Source organism: Pinibacter aurantiacus (assembly GCF_019130065.1).
Taxonomy (GTDB): Bacteria; Bacteroidota; Bacteroidia; order Chitinophagales; family Chitinophagaceae; genus Pinibacter; species Pinibacter aurantiacus.
In genome coordinates, this window is sequence record NZ_JAHSPG010000003.1 from 316,147 (window position 1) to 333,793 (window position 17,647).

General features: G+C 43.3%; 10 protein-coding genes. 1 reads left to right on the forward strand and 9 read right to left on the reverse strand.

The window, feature by feature from the left end:
• Positions 1 to 213 precede the first annotated feature (213 nt).
• From KTO63_RS07165 to KTO63_RS07200, 8 genes are all read right to left on the reverse strand, one after another.
• Positions 214 to 1,272 (reverse strand): glycoside hydrolase family 43 protein, encoded by a 1,059-nt coding sequence (locus tag KTO63_RS07165; protein ID WP_217790550.1) that lies wholly within the window; start codon positions 1,270 to 1,272, stop codon positions 214 to 216.
• 156 nt (positions 1,273 to 1,428) lie between these two features.
• Positions 1,429 to 2,418 carry a glycoside hydrolase family 43 protein gene (locus tag KTO63_RS07170; protein WP_217790551.1) on the reverse strand — a complete coding sequence of 330 codons (990 nt, stop codon included), beginning with the start codon at positions 2,416 to 2,418 and terminating at the stop codon, positions 1,429 to 1,431.
• 282 nt (positions 2,419 to 2,700) lie between these two features.
• Positions 2,701 to 4,752, reverse strand: coding sequence for a beta-L-arabinofuranosidase domain-containing protein (locus KTO63_RS07175; protein ID WP_232373067.1), 2,052 nt, complete (start codon positions 4,750 to 4,752; stop codon positions 2,701 to 2,703).
• A gap of 329 nt (positions 4,753 to 5,081) precedes the next feature.
• Positions 5,082 to 6,926 carry a glycoside hydrolase family 2 protein gene (locus KTO63_RS07180; RefSeq protein ID WP_217790552.1) on the reverse strand — a complete coding sequence of 615 codons (1,845 nt, stop codon included), beginning with the start codon at positions 6,924 to 6,926 and terminating at the stop codon, positions 5,082 to 5,084.
• 281 nt (positions 6,927 to 7,207) lie between these two features.
• Complete coding sequence (locus KTO63_RS07185; protein ID WP_232373068.1) at positions 7,208 to 8,515, reverse strand: DUF4302 domain-containing protein; 1,308 nt, start codon at positions 8,513 to 8,515, stop codon at positions 7,208 to 7,210.
• Positions 8,516 to 8,619: 104 nt separating this feature from the next.
• Positions 8,620 to 9,915, reverse strand: a complete 1,296-nt coding sequence (locus tag KTO63_RS07190; protein ID WP_217790553.1) for a zinc-binding metallopeptidase — start codon at positions 9,913 to 9,915, stop codon at positions 8,620 to 8,622.
• Positions 9,916 to 10,013: 98 nt separating this feature from the next.
• Positions 10,014 to 11,456, reverse strand: a complete 1,443-nt coding sequence (locus KTO63_RS07195) for a RagB/SusD family nutrient uptake outer membrane protein (RefSeq protein WP_217790554.1) — start codon at positions 11,454 to 11,456, stop codon at positions 10,014 to 10,016.
• Positions 11,457 to 11,564: 108 nt separating this feature from the next.
• The gene (locus KTO63_RS07200; RefSeq protein WP_217790555.1) at positions 11,565 to 14,972 is read right to left on the reverse strand and encodes a SusC/RagA family TonB-linked outer membrane protein; all 3,408 of its coding nucleotides are present in this window, start codon (positions 14,970 to 14,972) and stop codon (positions 11,565 to 11,567) included.
• A gap of 65 nt (positions 14,973 to 15,037) precedes the next feature.
• On the opposite strand from KTO63_RS07200, the gene KTO63_RS07205 reads away from it, so the two are divergent.
• The gene (locus KTO63_RS07205; protein ID WP_217790556.1) at positions 15,038 to 15,253 is read left to right on the forward strand and encodes a hypothetical protein; all 216 of its coding nucleotides are present in this window, start codon (positions 15,038 to 15,040) and stop codon (positions 15,251 to 15,253) included.
• Positions 15,254 to 15,462: 209 nt separating this feature from the next.
• On the opposite strand, the gene KTO63_RS07210 is transcribed toward KTO63_RS07205, so the two are convergent.
• Positions 15,463 to 17,574, reverse strand: coding sequence for a CehA/McbA family metallohydrolase domain-containing protein (locus KTO63_RS07210; RefSeq protein ID WP_217790557.1), 2,112 nt, complete (start codon positions 17,572 to 17,574; stop codon positions 15,463 to 15,465).
• Positions 17,575 to 17,647 lie beyond the last annotated feature (73 nt).

Genomic DNA, 17,647 nt, shown 5'->3' on the forward strand with positions numbered 1-17,647 from the left:
TCAAAGCTTTATTAAAAAAGCTGCGAAATATCTTAATGCCCTACGGGCAATTGTGGTCTACTTTGTAGGTCTCTATTGATATTTTTTCCCTACGGGAAACTTATTGCCCGTAGGGCATTAATATCAATAGCAAAATCAACACCCAACAATATTGTCTCCGTCCGATCCGGCACGGGCGGGCGTAGGACATTAACATAAAAAGCACGAGGACCTTTATTCCGAAGGCTTTTGCAATTCGGCGCCTTCTTTGGCCGGTATGCCGAAGTTAGGCGTACCATCTGCGTTCCATGTAAACTTTTGTGCACGAGGTGTGCGGAAGCCACCACAACCCTGCCCAGGCTTAGAGTTGGCATGATACAAAATCCAATCTTCTTTACCATCCGGTGATTTAAAAAATGAATTATGGCCCGGTGCATACACACCATTTTCGGGCGATTGTTTGAATACCGGTTTGTCCGATTTTTTCCATGCTGCTGCATCAAGCAGATTATCCGTACCTGTAAATGTCAACAGGCCCAGCGCATAGAAATCTGTCCAGCAGCCGCTTGCAGAATAAACAATGAACAATTTATCGTTGTGCTGTAATGCCTGCGGGCCTTCGTTTACATTCACGTGCTCGTTGTTGCCGAGGTCGCCGTTTGTTTCCCAATCCAGTTGCGGCGAAGAAATTTTTACGCGATCTCCATCAACTGTCCACGGATCTTTCATCTTCGCGATGAAAATATTTTGCTGTCCGTTTACATCTCCTTCCCAGCCAGACCATATCATGTACAACTGATTTTTGTATTCAAACACATCTCCATCGATCGCCCATTTATTGGTTGCATCGCCCACTTTACCTTTGAAAATCCATTCGCCCCACATTGGATCTTGTGATGCATTTTCCAGCACATACATTCTGTGGTTATCATTTTTGCCATCATCTGCTGCAAAGTATGCGTACCATTTTCCACGAAGGAACATCACTTCGGGTGCCCACAATTCTTTTGAGTAAGATGTGTTTGCCGGAGGCGTGTAAATCGTTTTTCTTTCAGCTGTTTTTAAATCTGCAAGGTCCTTTGTCTTCCACAAGTCAACGCGGTTACCGGTTGTATGAGTGTAGTAGTAAAACCCATCTTTGTAAAAACTGTAAGGGTCCGCACCTTGTGGCAACAATGGATTGGTAAACGTCTTTGATGGCGTGGCAGCTTGTTTCTGCGGTTTCTGCGCGGTGCAGTTTTGCAAAGTGCATGAAATAGCAGCGGCTGTGATTATCGAAAGTATTTTGTTCATGGTGTTTTTTTTAAGAAGGAACGCCCGCCTGAATGACATTTGTCGGGCAGGCAGATTTTCATGATTGTCATGATCTATCAGGATTTTATAAAATGCAGATTTCACAAATAAAAAATCATAACAAATCATGACAATCATGAAAATCTGCGTTCTTGTCTACGGTAGTAGCAAATAATGAAATGTCTTTGTATCAACTACAATTTTGTCGGTACCATCCCCGCCATCTACGAATGCGGCTTTGATAACAGCAGTTTTTCTTGGGCCAACTGTTGTGTTGGAATTATGTGTATGAAAAACATACTCAAGATTGCCGTCTTTGTCTGTAAAGAAATCACCGTGACCTGTTCCGTTGATGCCCAGGTCTTTTCTGCTAATGATCGGATTGCCACTGTATTTTACCCAGGGGCCAAGCGGATTGTCTGCCACTGCATAACCAACTGCATAATCGATGTTCCTGAAATCATTGGCGGAATAGATCATATAGTATTTGCCTTTGTGCTTCAATACTGTTACGCCTTCCGTTACTGTCCAGTCAACGTTTTGCGCGTTTTCCCAGGGCTGTGTATTTACCGCACCACTGATGCATTCTTTCAATGTGCTTTCATTGATGGCAGAGAAATCATCGTTCATTTCTGCAACGAAAATTCTGTTGCCGTTTGTAAGGCGCACGTGATACAAATATTTTTTTCCGTTGTCGTCAGTGAACACAAAAGGATCGATTTGTTTTACAGGTGCGTCGAGTTGCTTGATTGTACTTTGTTTGAAGGGGCCTTTTGGACTGTCGGCTGTTGCGATGGCAATGTTTTCATTGGCTGTGTATGCCATGTACCATTTATTGTTGTAGGAAAAAATTTGTGGGGCCCAAAAGCCGGTTGTACCGAAAGCATCGCCTTTTGTTAGCGCTGTAAATTCTTTCCAGTTGTCACCGTCTGTTGAAGAGTATGCAATAAAACCATTGCCGCTGTTGTGATCGTTGGTTCCAAACAGGTAGTAAGTGTTACCGGTGTAAAGCATTGTTGGATCTGCGAGATTGATCGCCAGTCTTTCTCTTTGGCCGGGTTGCGGCGTATCTGACTTTTTACTCTGAGCGCAAGAACTTAAGCTTGCACCGAAAGCAAAGGCAATAATTAATGATTTATAATTCATGATTTTATTTTGACAATGTTTATAATGCTGGCTCTCGAATATTTACCACTAAGTCACTAAGAACACTAAGTTGCACTAAGGGCCTTTTTAAACCACAGAGGTAGCGGAGATTTTTTTCACAGAGGAAGGAGAGATTTTCAACCCCTCTACTTTATTCTGTATTCTCGTGACTAGCTATCACTTTTGAATATCCTCTCCTCCTTTCTTAGTGAAGCTTAGTGTTCTCAGTGCCTTAGTGGTAAATGAGCGGGCCGCACATTTTGACTTTCTAATTTTTAATTTTTACTTCGCCACCGTCGGAAATGCCGAAATCCTCAACCTCGCTCCTCCCATTGGCACCAATGTTAACTCAGTTGCCGGAGCGCTTATCTGCACAGGGCTTTGTGGCAATACAGCACAAAGGCCATATTGATCAATGGTCCATGATGGTATTGCTTTCCCTTTTGCTTTTAATTCAATGGGGGCATTAGTGTTGGTAAACGGATTGTTATCTGAAGGCCATTTTTTCTTAACCACAGTAAATGATTTTTGCAGATTGTTTTTATCTACGATCAAACCATAGTTCCATGCAGAAGCCGGATGAATTTCAAATGACGGCCACTTCGCAGGATCAGCAGTTGCCTGCCATTTCGAATCACCTATTGCAGTTTCCTTGCTATCTTTTTGAATGTATTGCTCATCAATTTTTAACGAGTAAGTAAGCGGCCCATAGTTTACACTCACACTGTTTTTATTTTTGTCCCATGTGCGCAATGCGAGCTTCATAGGCAATACCAACTCTACTACATCGCCCTGTTTCCAGTTATTTGAAAGATTTACATAGCCTGATGCTTTTACCGGCGTGTTGATCTTTCTATTGTTCACTTTCACCATTGCGCCCTCTGCCCATTCGGGAATACGCAAGTACAATGGAAACGCATTTGGCGAAGCGGTGTTGATCGTCATTTGAATTTTTTCATCGAAAGGATAGTGAGTTGAAGTAACAATTGTCACTTCTTTTCCATTGCCAACTTTTGCAGTTACCGAACCTTCAGCATATAGTTGAGCCGCAAGGCCATTGTCTTGTGTTGCCATCCAACTGTTTTGTGCATAGTACACCCAACCTGCAGAATGATTGTGCTGGCAACAGCGACTGCTGAAAGGATTCATCATGAGGAATGGGCCGTTGTTATCAATGCCGGGTGAGTGATTTTTGCTGTCGCTCAACACCATGTTTGGTGCTGTTAAGTAACGAAGCGATTTGTAATCGGGCATGAAGGCGGCGGAAAAAGTATTGAACGCCACGTCTTCGCAATTCTGCGCCCAGAAAGGATCTCCGGTTTGTGCAAGCAACATTTGATCGGAGGTCATTTGTTCCACCAGCCCGCAGGTTTCTACGGCTTGTCTTGGATCGTCATAGCCTTTGCGTGAATTTTCATCGCCGCCCCACATGCCACCGGGCACTTGTCCGTAGATGCTTCTTATTAAACGATAGTCGTTGTAAGTAGCATCCATATCGGATGGCAAATGGCTTTGCTGTGCATAAGTAGCAGGCTCGCGGAAACATTGTGCGATGTTGACATTGTGCCAGTTGGGTAGGTTGTTTGGCTGCCTCCAATCGGAAGTATTCTTATCAATTTTTGTGGCAAGGTCAAGTAAGAATTTATCACCTGTGATATTGTACAACCAGTACACGCTGCTAAGGTTGTCGCCGCCGCGACTCTTCTCCCAGTAATCTTCGAGAAACTTATCGTCCGGAATACTCAGCTCCCATTTGAAATATTTGGTCATGAAGCTGATCACGCGGTCATCCTGGGAATACTCATAGTAAGATTGCAAACACCAGAGCATCGGCATGTTTGTCCAAAGATCTCTTTTGCCTTCGCCCTTTTCTACCATCGGACCGAAGTCGCCATTGTCGCGTTGATTGTTTAGCACGGCATCAATCCAGAATTTCGCTTCGCTGATCATGTGTTGATCATTCAGCATGTAGCCAATGTTTGCGTAGCCTTTCAACCAGTAAGGCAATTCTTCCCAACCATATTCGCCTTTACCTTCTTTGTTGAGCCAGGCGTTGTTTGTTTTGGATAGCCAAATACTGATCTCGCCGAGATTTCCGGTGAGGCCATCGCGCTGCAGCTCCAGCGCTTTTTTTAACCAGCCGCCCGGATGAACAGCGGTTACTGGTAGTTTGATAAATTTTTCCTGTGTTAGCGGTTCTTTATTGCTGGTGTAAAAACTGTTTTTGGATTGTGGCAGTTTTGTAACAAATGAGCTTTTCATTGTTTGTGCATTCGCGAAAAACATTGAACTGCTCGCTACAAAGGATGCAATGGTTTTAAGTGTTTTTTTCATTGTGATACAATGTGATATTGTTGGATCGGTTGTTAGTTTGACAGTTTTTTAACCACGGAGGGAACGGAGTTTTTTTTCACAGAGGAAAGGAGTAACACCGCATAGCTAAGCTGTTTGAAAAACTGAGTGAATGTTGCTTGTCATCCCGAGGCACGGGGGATCTGGGTTTAACACTACCAGTGTGCTTAAGTAAACACTCAGATCCCTCCTTCGTCGGGATGACAAGCAGTTTTTCGTTACTGAATCTAATCAACACGTTAAGCGAAAAGGTCAAATAAATTGAACAGCTTGATATTTCTAATTCCTAATTTCTAATTCCTAATTCCTTTCTATTCAGCGAGTGCCGGATTATATAACTTGTCGTTTACTTCTTTCAGTTTTGCTTCCGGCATTTTCATTACTTTTCTATCGTATGTCATGAAGCCGTTTGTTTCTACTTCCACGTCTGTTGTTTGTGTGTATACCGCGGCTGAAAGCCCTTGTTTTATTAGGCCCTGCAGCTTCTCCGTATACGATGCATACATTTTGAACATCTCGTCTGCATTTTTGAAACTACGGTAACCCCAGTTGTTTTTTTCCTGCCATGTGTGGCCTTCCAGAGGCAATCCCAATCCACCAAACTCCCCTAATACCACTGCTTGTTTTGAACCAAAAATATCGGGTCTTGGCATTGCGGGTTCGGGATAGTTATGCAAGTCGCAAATATGTCCAACAGGATAAAAGTTCCCACCGCTTGCACTGTTCACCAATCGTGAAGGGTCTTTTTGCATTGTCCAGTTTGTAATGTCCTCTGTTTTAAATTGTCCCCACGCTTCATTGAATGGCGTCCACACGATGATGGAAGGAAAATTGTATAGTGCATCTATGATCTGGTTCCACTCTGTGCGATAATATTGTTCTGATTCTGTAGAACGGTCTTTGTCAGTTGCACGACCGAGCACACCCGGGCGATTTTCCCAATGGTTGCCCAAATCGCCGCTTGGCATATCCTGCCATACAAGCATGCCCATTTGATCGCAATAGTAATACCATCTTGCAGGCTCTACCTTTATGTGTTTGCGGATCATGTTGAAGCCCATGTCTTTTGTTTTTACGATGTCGTATTTCATGGCTTCATCTGTTGGTGCAGTATACAAGCCATCGGGCCACCAACCCTGGTCCAATGGACCATACTGGAACACAAATTTGTCGTTCAACATCATGCGTTGAATGCCATTTTTATCAGCCGCCAAAGAAATTTTACGCATAGCGAAATAACTTTTCACTTCATCTACTACTTTGCCTTTACGCAGCACGGTGTACGTAAGATCGTATAAATGCGGATCTGCTGTTGACCACAAATGTGGATTGGCAATCGCTAAAGCCGCTTCACTACCGGGAGCAACTGTTTGCTCGGCTACTTTGTTATTGCCATCAAATGCCGCAACACGCACTTCATCGCCGGGTTGTGCATTGTTTACATTTGCTAAAACGGTTACTGTTTTCGCATCTACATTTGGCGTTTGACGAGAAGAAGTGATGTATGTTTTTGCAACGCCTTCCATCCATACTGTTTGCCAGATGCCGGTAACAGGCGTATACCAAATGCCTTCCGGTTTTTTCACTTGTTTACCGCGAGGCTGAGGCCCTTCGTCTGTTGGGTCCCACACACGGATCGCCAGTTCTTGCTTGGTTCCTTTTTTGAGCGCAGCTGTGAGATCTACAGTGAACGGCTCGAAGCCACCCTGGTGGGTTGAAACTTTTTGTCCGTTCAGGAAAATATCTGCCTGCCAGTCAACGGCACCAAAATGAAGTAATATGTTTTTATTTTTAAAAGAAGATGGGATATCGATTGTGCGTTTGTACCATAACACCGAATCTTTGCCAACGGTTTTTGCAACGCCAGAAAGGGAGGATTCTACTGCAAATGGTACGAGTATATTGCCATCTAGCGTGGCGGGCAGTGTTTCCTGCGACTTTGGAGTGATGGCATATTGCCACAAACCATTTAACGATGCCCAGGCACCGCGCACCATTTGTGGTCTTGGGTATTCAGGTAGTGTATTATTGGGATCAACTTTTGAGGCCCACTCTGTAGTAATTTTTCCTGTCACTGGCTTCCACCCTGCATTCTGTGCATTTGTTTGCGCCATTGCCAATAGCATCAGGGAAAAAGCAACTGCTTGTTTTTTCATATAGCTCTTTTTAAGGTGAGATGAATTCGCAACCGTTGTTGTCGGCTGTGCGAACTTACCAAACTTGTTTAAGGGGGTCTGGTAAAATAGTCTCACTTTTTAATCAAAAAATCTCAATTATGGCTTTGTGGTACTAGTCGGTATTGTTAAGAAAATGAAAAATGGCAAGGAATGCTAAAAGCTGAACGCCTAACGCTTAACGCATTTTGACACTCTGCGTTAAGCGTTAGGCGTTCAGCGTTCCGCTTATCAGTTATTCAATTATTCAGTTATTCAGCCCCTTAATACTGCCAGCTTATCCACGCCTTTCCATCTTTTGCACTTACCATGTCATAGGCTTGCCTGCCGGTTTGCACGAGATAGAAACCGGAAGGATCAGTGAATTTCGCGGCGGTATTATCGAAGATTGCTTGCTCACCTGGTGGAATGGTGCCTACAAACCCGAGCTCTGTAAATATCACTCTTCCGTCTGATGTAAATGTTGGCGGTGTTCCCGTAGCAAGGCCATAAGATATAGAGAGTGAACTATTATTGACCACTACCACAAATCCGGTGAGATCATAATTGGTGCCGAAGCTCGGCCAGAAAATGAGATAGTAAAAATTAGGAATCGTGGTAATGCCATACGCATCCTGCTGCCCTTCCACGGTGAAGCCTGTAAACGAGTACCAGTAACTATCCTGTGAAAGTACTGCCTGGTACCACCTTTGCGGCGCATTGGCATCAATAAGTAATGGTTGTCCGGAGCCCTGGATTTGTCCGGAAACTCCTGCAGCTGTTACATGGATAACGCTGTTGGGTGCATCGTAATTAATGTTGGAAAAATCAGTTATCGTAATGCCATTTGCAGTAAACGGTTGCGCCAGCACAACTTTTCCGTTTGAATAAAAATAGCCCGTTGTAAAAGTCTTCACCACGCCTCCTTCTACCCATGAAAAAGTAATGGTTCTGGTTGAGAGGTTGACGGATATGTCAAACTGATTGCTTCCAAGGACTAGTCGTTTAAAATAAGTGGTGAGGTTAGCGATGTTTTCAAAGTCCATAGCGTTACCAAAGGATGCCGCAAAGTCTTGCGATTCCTGCTGTGTGGCAGGCACCATGAAAGCCCTGCTTGCATTGTAGCGGCCTGTGAGCTTTACGCTGTCTTTTGTAACGGTATCTACTGCAAATTCAAAGTCGCTCAATAAACCTTTGCCCATGGTTCCGCCATTCACGTTGGCGTTAGGATCTGAAAGTATATGCAGATAAGAATACGTATCGAAGATTAATGCCGGCTGCTGCAAGCCCTTCATTCTGTAACTGCTTTCGAATGACTGATCGATTGTTGAAGGATAAATATCAGCGTACATGGTGACGCGATTGTCGTTCGTAAATTTCCAATAAAATGTATAACCGCCACTCTTCCCACTGTCAGGAAAAACAACAGCCCGCCAGCCGTATTGTGCATTTACAAAGGTTGCCTGGTAGCTGTCCAAAAGCTCCTGCATCCTATCGTTTGGCGATTTGTCGAATGGATGCGAATCGTCTTTCTTACACGCTGCAAACGCAATCATCAAAAACAATCCGATGTATAATAGTGATCTGTTCATTTTTTAAAGTTTTGAGTTCTGAGTCGTGAGTTCTGGGTTTTAGGTTCTGAATTTTGAATTTTGAATTTCCTCCTTGCTACTCAAAACTCATAACCCACAACCTATCATTCCAATATTCCTACATAATAAACTTTCGGATCCTCCTGCGGTATAAACGCTCCGAGATTCGCGTTGGAGTCCCTATTGAATCCCCAATCCAGTGTAAAATGATACTGTGAAAAATAATCGAGCAGCCCCTGCACATCATCTTTTATCAATCCACCGTTACTATCTGCTGTCAGGTAAGTGAGCGTCATCACACCGTTTGCATCTGTTGAAAAACTGTATGTAAAACTTGCCTGGTAACCGCCGAAAAACATTTGTACACGTATTCTGTTAGCGGCGGTGAATGTTACTTTCATTGAATCCAGCGTCAGCCCGAATGAGCCATCCAAACTGGTTGAAGCTGCATCGAAGATGGTTTTAAAATCAGGCGAACTACCTGTAACCGCAGCACTCCAAACTGCTGACGTATATGTTTTTCCAAAACCAAAAACAGATGCAAGCGTTGGTCTTCCCGTCACTCTCGTTAATGCGTTTTGCACGTCTGTTTGCAATGCGTAGAAATCTATATTCCAAACGGTTTTGTAATAGCTTATTACATATTGCTCCTTGCTTCTTAAAGCTGATTGCGCACTATCCGACTGACTATTGACCATCATCTCAAACCACATTCGTCCATTGGATAACATTAATGATATCATTTCCACGAAATCTTCGTCAGGGGCTGATTTTGCATAGGCAGAAATAAAGCCTTCGCTGTTTGCCTGGTCATCTGATTCATTGATCCAGTTGGCGGTGTATTTACCAACAGATATCTGTTTGAATTCGGGCGGGTAGATTTGATTCTGATTCAGTATGTGTCCAAATTCATGTTCTACCACATGCACCATTTGTTGTACAGAATTAACATCGGTGTTATCATAATCATTTACATCGTACAGCACCACTCTTCTTCCTCCTTCCGCTGTACCCAGTGTGATGGAGCCATCAGGATTGAAGGATGGACTTCCCACCATTACAATAAGTTTAGGAGAATATTTTTTGAAAAATGTTGCTCCCGCTTCTGCGATATAAGTGTTGATCCAAATTTGCCTTAATGCATCCAACACAGGCTGTACCTGCGATTCAATGGGCGGCACGAGTGTTTTATTAAGATCAAGTTCTGATTGATCCCATTTATATTTTACTTCAATATTGTAGGGATGCGTAAGGCTGTCATACAACCATTTATCCAGTTGGGAGGCCACCCATGAATCTCCTCCCAGCCCCGGAATATTGGTATTGAGGTTCTCATCTTTTTTGCACGATGCAATGGTTCCAAGCATTGCAACAAGCGTTATTATTTTGAGTAGTTTCATTTATAAAGAGTTGTGAGTTGTTTGTTGTTAGTTGTTAGTTGTTAGACTTTACATTCGATCTCTCATTTCTAATTTCTAATTCCTAATTCCTAATTACCCTACCTCGGATTCAATGCAATGCCTGAAAGTGTTGCAGATTCAGGTATTTGAAAAACACGATACGGATCAGTCGGGCTTAAGGTTTTTGTGGAGCCATCGTAAAACAAATGCTCTACCGGAATTTTATATCGCTGCAGATCAAACCATCTCAATCCTTCCATCACGTATTCTGCTCTTCTGAAATCAAGCGTTGCAAGCAGTAATCCTGTTTGCAGATTCGAAGTGCCGTAGAAGTTTGAAAGCTTGGTTGAAGTAATATTATGCTGCGAAGGACTGTAGTTCGTTATGCGCTTACTTACGAAAGTGTTTAAATCTGCAGTTGCAGCAGCCGTATTGTTTTTATAAATATAGGCTTCGGCCCTGCTCAGCAGCACTTCCTCTGTAGTAAGCTCCGGCTGCATGATGTAAGGAATACCCGTGTTGGCATTGATTGAGGTGGTAACGAAATACTCGTTGAACTTTGGCACGAAATAATCCTGCGCACCGTAGTAAAATACTGAGTATGCCCATCTGCCGCCTGTTACGTTGGCACCTAAAATATCGCGTTGCTTTGCATAGCTTAATCCGTATCTGAATGTTGCATAGTTGCGTGCATAATTCGAAGGCATTTCCGTAAGCAATAAATTGGCGGGTTCTGATGCCTTGGTATAAGTGGCCAGCAAAGTAAAGAAAGACAGCGTCTGATAAGTAGTATTCCATGCACGCATGTTGTCAGCAAAATTGTTATTGGGAAATGCTGCGTTAGCATGTTCAATTACTTTGTCATAATCTTTTTTAAATAAATAAAACCGCGCGGCAAATGCATGTGCCGCCGCTAAATTGAAGTGATAGCGTGGTACAGTATATGCCTGGTCTTTGAGTAGTGGCAGACCCGCCGTTAAATCTTTCTCCACCATGTCGTATACATACTGCACTGTTTTGCGATCGTAATTTTTGAACACTACTTTTTCAGGCTCTGTTACGTAAGGAATGCCGGGATCTGTGCCTGCAGTTGTTGCATCATAAAACTTAGAGAAGAAATTCACGAGCATGAAATGTGAGAAAGCCCTTGTTACCAAAGCTTCCCCTTTTTGCGTGCGATAGTTTTGAGAATCCGGTGCGGCCAAACATGTTGCGAGCGCCTGGTTAGACGCCGCAATAGCCGTATAGCAAGCGTTCCAGTAAAACTCCGGCGAGTCCTGGTTATTATCCTGCACATCCTCGAAGTAGAAAGGATTAAGGTTGATATTCAGTACAACACCTGCACCCTTATCTTCTACGTTATCAGAAATGGCCTCTGCAAAAGTTATATAACTCGCCTGCGGATAAGCAGTGCCTAAAAGCTGTGCCACTTTTTCAGGCGAATCCAATTGCGTTCTGTTGTCCGGTACTTGTTCCAAATACTTCTTACAGCTGCTAATGGCAACTGCAAAAAGTATGAAGATGTATATGGAGTATTTCATGTAATGAGTTTTGAGTTTTGAGTTGTTAGTTGTTAGTTGTTAGTACTATTACCCAATTCTTAATTCTTAATTCCTAATTCCTAATTCCTAATTTCTAATTCCTAATTCCTAAATTCCTACTTTCAACGAAAGTGTAAACTGCTTCTGCACCGGCTGCGCCACACCACCCGCATTGAAGAATTCAGGATCTTGTCCTTTCAATTTTGAATCGGAATAAATAAGCCACGGGTTAATCGCTTGGGCCGTTACCGATAAATTACTCAGCTTCGCTTTTTGCAAGGTCGCTGCCGGTAATTGATACGTTAGTGAAACAGTTTTTAATCTTACAAATGAACCGTCTGCTACGCGTTGTGTAGAGTAGTTATAGTTGTTGTAAGGATAAGCGCCTCCAAGCAAATACTGCTGATAAACATCTGCAATGGAAGGCACCGTTGTTTGTCCCTGGTCACCCGGAATTTCCCATCTGTCATAAAATTCTTTAGGCATCGCATCCAGATCGGAGTAGCGCTGTTTGAAAGCGGGATAAAGCCTTATCCTGTTGCCTTGCTGATAAGTAATAAATATGTTTACTGAAAATGCTTTGTAGCGAACGGTGTTTGAAAAACCTCCCGTGATCGCAGGATCCACGGGGCCTTCATAAACCAGGTGCTGCGTGTTGTCGCTTTGTAAATACACAGCCGGACCAACGTTTCCGTCTTCATCTACAAATTGCGGCACACCTGTTCTTTTCTGCAAACCTTTAAAATCGAGTGAAAACAAGCCATTCACCGGGTAGCCTTGTTTGTTGCCACCTTCTGCTTTTACAAGATCAAATATGATAGGATCATTCTTCGCATTCGTGATCTCATTTTTATTAAAGCCAAATGTCAGATTGGTCCTCCATCCCCAATCGCTTTGCCTTACAATGTCGCCACCCACCATAAACTCAACACCATGCGATTTCATGTCGGCGTAGTTTGCAGCTTTGTAGGCTTCCCCGCCAATGCCTGATGTTTTGATAATGCTGATCAAATCAAAACTTCTTCTTCTGTACAGGTCCACGGTTACGTTCAATCTTCTGTCAAACATTGTCGCATCCACGCCTATGTTTCCGGTGTATAATTTCTCCCACGTAAGATCTTCGTTTTCCAGACTTTCCTGGAGAATTACAGATTCAACTTCTGAGAGATAAGGCCTGCGTGTTTGCATATTTTTCAACACAATCGAAGAGTTTGTTGCAGGCCCCATACTTGCTGTTAAACCATAGCTCGCACGCAGTGTAAGGAAGTCTACAAAGTTTACATTCTTCATAAATGATTCCTGGTCTATGTTCCACGAACCACTCACGCTCCATGTAGGTAGCCAGCGTGCAGTTTTTGATTCACCCAATTGATTGGAACCATCGTAGCGTGCTGTAGCTGTTAAATTGTATTTTCTATTGTAAGAATATCCTGCGGTACCATAAAAGGCAGCAAACCTGTCGTAGGTTTTTGTCATGCCATAATACGGAAAACTATTTTCAAGCGCCTGCTTGATTATTCTGTAATCAATGAACGGAACGCCGCCCTGATCGTACTGATACCCATACCCGATGTTGGATGCAACTTGACGGTTCGCATATTTAATCTGTTGTCCCACCAATACATTCAGGCTGTGCACATCGTTAAATGTTTTGTTGTAGTTAACGCTGTTTCTGACTTCGTAGTTTGCAAGCTGGTTTTCTGTGCGATTGTAAAAGCCACCATAAGGCAACACCACCACGGGTTCTGCATCAGGGTTGTCAGGATCGCGATAAAGGAATTTATTGTTCTGACGAATGGTAGATGTTCCCGCTGCTCTGTAAGCGCCTGCCATGTTGGAATTTTCATGTACCTGTTGTTCCTGCGTCGATTTTACAAAACGCAATGCGCCTACAAATTCATAGCGGAAATTTTTGGCAAACTTGTATTGCAACTCTCCCTGCAAACGAATATCAAGTACTGTAAGGTCAATGTAGTTATTGCTCAATTCGTTGACGATGTTAAACGGCGCATAATTCATTTTAAAATATTCCAGCTGTCCTGTTGAATCATACGGCGTAATGGTGCGGCTTGTATTGATGGCGTAACTGAACGGATTGATGTCAAAGTCTCTGTCATAACTTCCTTCCACTGCATTCGCGGAACGTTGCAATGTGCCCGGAGCCCTTTGCTGGCGCAGGGAACCAACGGTTGAGAAGCCGGCCGTTAATTTATTGTTGAGGTTATAAGTATTTTTAAAATTGAGCGTATAGCGTTTGACATTGTCTGCAACTGTCCAACCGTTGTCGTAATAAAAGCTGGTAGAAAAATATGTTTGAGATCTGTCGGTACCGGAAGAAATACTAAGGTTGTGTTCCTGTATAAAAGAATTTTTAAACAACACATCGAACCAATCGGTGTTTACGCCCACATATCTTTGCAGAAATGCGGCTCTTCCTGCTACAGTATTTTCAACACCAAAGCGTCCGTTGGTTTCATCGTAAGTATTTATTTCATCGTACATTTTTCCATACACACCTGTGTTGGGGCCATCAGATATGGTTGAGTTCAGCATTCCTTTTTTATACAACTCTGTGTACACAGCCATTTGATCGGCAGAGTTCATGATGTTGTAGGAATTGTAAGTTGGTTTCAACTGCGTGCTGAAATTTCCCACATAAGAAACAATTGGTCTTCCTATACGTCCCTTTTTTGTAGTGATGACAATAACGCCGTTCATAGCTCTCGCGCCATACAATGCAGCAGCGGCAGCATCTTTCAGGATGTCGAAACTTTCAATATCGTTTACGTTCAATCCAGCTACTGACGAGCCAAGCAATGTAACCGCGTCGCCACTTGATAGCTGATCGTTGGAAATATTTACCACATCCTCCAGCACTACTCCGTCCACCACCCAGAGAGGCTTGTTGTCACCGTTAATGGAAGTAGCGCCACGCACGCGCACTTTGGGCGCCGTACCAAAAGTGCTGGATACGTTTTGCACAGATACACCGGCAGCTCGCCCTTCGAGCATACGGCTTACATCCGTCATACCATCTATCTTTACATCTTCTGCCTTAAGACCAACCGCAGCACCTGAGAATTTTCGTTTATCAATATTCTGGTATCCTGTTACTACCACTTCCGAAAGCGTTCTTTCTGTGCCTGCAACCAGCGTTACATTCAATGTGGCCTGATTGTGGTAGGTAATGACTTTTGGCGTGCGGCCCACATAAGAAAATTGAATGTTATCGCCATCTTTGGCGTAAATAACAAAGTTTCCTGCAGCATCGGTTTCCACGCCTTTTTTGGTTTGTAGAATGGTAACGGAAACATTTGCGAGTGGTGAGCCGTTTTCGTCAGATGTAACTTTTCCTGTTACACGTTTCGGAACTGTATCGTTTAGCAAACCGGGAACGTTTAAGTGCGGAGTGATTGTTTCAGACGGCTTTTTGTTTTCGTCTGCACGTGCGCTTTGGGTTAGCACAAACAGGAACGTGCAAACACAAAAACATCTGCCCATTGAGAAGTATCTCATAAGCATCTATTTCTAAAATGGTGACTAATTAGAATTGCTTAACACGCGGAGGATAACAAAGTTCTATGAAACAGCACTTTTTTTGTGTAGTAAATTCTCTACAAATCAAGGGATTGCAATTGCGCGAGTGGGGCTTCGGGCTCGACTTTTTGTTAATGCCCTACGGGCAATACAAGCCACTTACATTGCTGTCTATTGATATTGTTTCCCTACGGGAAATGGTTGCTTCTACGACAATTGTCACAATCGTGAACTTGCCCGTAGGGCATCGATATAAATAGAAAAAATAATATAGGACGATATTGTCCGTAGGACATTAACGGCGTTTTCGTCCGCACGCCGTTTGCTGTCAAATTTCGACGTTACACCGAGACCTGACAGGTTTTTGAAACCTGTCAGGTCTTGTAACCCGCAACGTCTATGCTAGCGCCAAGAGTGTTTAACCGGTTGCCGCTGCTGCCCCTCATTTTCAATTTTCAACTTTCAATTTTCAATTCCCTTTCAACCATACAATCTGCGAAAAAACTCCATTGGCTGCTATATCCCAGGCTTCAATTCTCGCCCATTTTCTACCTTTAAGATTGAGGTTTAGCAAAAAGGTTTTGTTGCCGAAAGTAGTGGTTTCAAACTGATCGAATTTTTCGCGATACACGTTTTTACCGTCACCGGAAACGACTTCGATGAAGTTGAGTGGAAAGGTCCAGCTAAGGCTTGTTTTTATGGTGGCTTTACCATCTGCGTTTAGCGTTGCTGTATCGCCACTGCCCTTACTATTGATTGTAAAAGAAGGCATCAACACTTCTCCCGTTGTCACAAAGAATTTTCCGCTGCTCATTACGTCCAGGATCGGCTGCCAGCTTTGGTTGTAAGCAGGCATTTTATCCATTTGCAAATAGTTGATGTTTAAGTGACCGTACAGCTCATGTTCAGGTTCTATGGTAAAAAGGTCCGCTTCTCCAACGATGCTTTTTTTCAATCCCCAATTGGCCATATCGTCCAACAGATCTAGTGCACGTTTGCCTAAGCGTGGTTGTGAAAGGTCGGCCGGCAGTGCTTTCCATGATGCACCAAAAAATTGCGGTGAGGTAAAGAATGCTTCATTCTTATATGCATCCGGAAAACCTGTTGAGCCTTTTGTTCTTGCGTGTGCCGTCCATGCAAGGCCGTTCTCTGCTTTCAAAAGATTCAGCATGTCCTGCTTATCTCCAATTCTGTAGACCTTTCCGTAAGTAGAGTCCTGTGTTACAAATGGTGCACCCGCTTTCCTGGACATAATCCAATAAACAGGTTTTGGAAAAAAATCCAACCAGTGTCCGCCGAAAAAATTATTCGGTTCTTCTCCGGGCAATAGCAGGAAATTGTTTTGTGATAAGCGCTTGCACATGTCAAACAAGGTTTTCAACTCCCTCAACCTCACATCATCTGGCCCAGTGGGATGCCCTACTCCGTGAAATTCCGCGAGATGCACAATGTTGATGCCGGTGCGTTTAAATACGTTTACGAAAGACGGTGTGTCCGGCAATGCGATGTTCTTCTTTTGCGCCTCCAGCATTTTTGTGACATGCTCAATGTGGTAGTGGCTCGTCATCGTTTTATATCCTTTCAATGGCGCATAGGTATCATTGTGGGTAAACTGTTTTACGTTGGCCAAAGCATCTTTCGTGTTGCTTGCAAGCAGGCAAAAGAAATTCAATCGTTGCCTTGTGTGTGGCGGTGCGTTGAACCAGGGAACGAATCTGTGATCGCCGTACAAATCCTGGCGAATGCCGATTCCATAACCTTTAATCATTCTCCTGTAATCAGTTCCGTACCACACAAACTTCAGGTTAAAGCATTCATCCAGCGGATAAAAATATTGGTGCGGTGCCGGAAACAAAGCAAGACTTCCTTCCGCATTTTCGCCAATGATCGTTCTATATTTAACTGCGAGGTTGTTACTTGTATCCATCATATTCATTGACGTGTTCTGCAATTGATCGTCAACGCTTGCCCAGGCAATTTTCTTCCACGCATTGTTTTTACCAACAAGCCCCGCATCATAAACAATAGCGGTGGAATCAACACCTGTCGACATTACAGCGGCAATGTTTATCAGTGGACTGCCATTGTAAAATGTAATTTCAAGATCGCCGGAAAATGAAGAAGCCGTTACTTTACTCACGATGACTTTTGTTCGGGAGCCTTCCGATACAACTTGCGCTGAAGATTTTTCCAACTGCACGTTAAATGCTTCGAAAGGTTTTGAAGGTACTTTGTCGAAAAAAATGTTCCATCCGTTTTGAGATATCAAATCTCTTTTGCCAATAGTTATAACAAAAGCGGGATCGAGGTCTTTCGCTATCGTATGGCATTTACCGTTTTTGCACAACTGCAAGCTCGCAAATAAGGGATGACCATCCTGCAGATCTATTTTTACCCGTCCCTTTCCGTTATTTCGCACTGGCCATGAAATGTTGATTATTTTATCCCGGACTTCAACCTCTGCGCCGTTTTTTTTGTTGTACTTGACAAGATCGATTTTTTCCTGGCTGAACAATGCACCAGATAGAACAGTAAGAATAAATGCAAGTAAAGCACGGACTGGTATGTTTGGTTTGATCATGGTTTTTGTCGTTTGTCAAGGTAGATATCACGCTATTGCAAATTGAGTACTAGTGGTGTTGTAAAAAATTAGT

Coding starts and splice junctions, on each gene's coding strand:
- KTO63_RS07165 (WP_217790550.1), bottom strand. CDS start 1,272: ATGAACAAAATACTTTCGATAATCACAGCCGCTGCTATTTCATGCACT.
- KTO63_RS07170 (WP_217790551.1), bottom strand. CDS start 2,418: ATGAATTATAAATCATTAATTATTGCCTTTGCTTTCGGTGCAAGCTTA.
- KTO63_RS07175 (WP_232373067.1), bottom strand. CDS start 4,752: ATGAAAAAAACACTTAAAACCATTGCATCCTTTGTAGCGAGCAGTTCA.
- KTO63_RS07180 (WP_217790552.1), bottom strand. CDS start 6,926: ATGAAAAAACAAGCAGTTGCTTTTTCCCTGATGCTATTGGCAATGGCG.
- KTO63_RS07185 (WP_232373068.1), bottom strand. CDS start 8,515: ATGAACAGATCACTATTATACATCGGATTGTTTTTGATGATTGCGTTT.
- KTO63_RS07190 (WP_217790553.1), bottom strand. CDS start 9,915: ATGAAACTACTCAAAATAATAACGCTTGTTGCAATGCTTGGAACCATT.
- KTO63_RS07195 (WP_217790554.1), bottom strand. CDS start 11,456: ATGAAATACTCCATATACATCTTCATACTTTTTGCAGTTGCCATTAGC.
- KTO63_RS07200 (WP_217790555.1), bottom strand. CDS start 14,972: ATGAGATACTTCTCAATGGGCAGATGTTTTTGTGTTTGCACGTTCCTG.
- KTO63_RS07205 (WP_217790556.1), top strand. CDS start 15,038: ATGAAACAGCACTTTTTTTGTGTAGTAAATTCTCTACAAATCAAGGGA.
- KTO63_RS07210 (WP_217790557.1), bottom strand. CDS start 17,574: ATGATCAAACCAAACATACCAGTCCGTGCTTTACTTGCATTTATTCTT.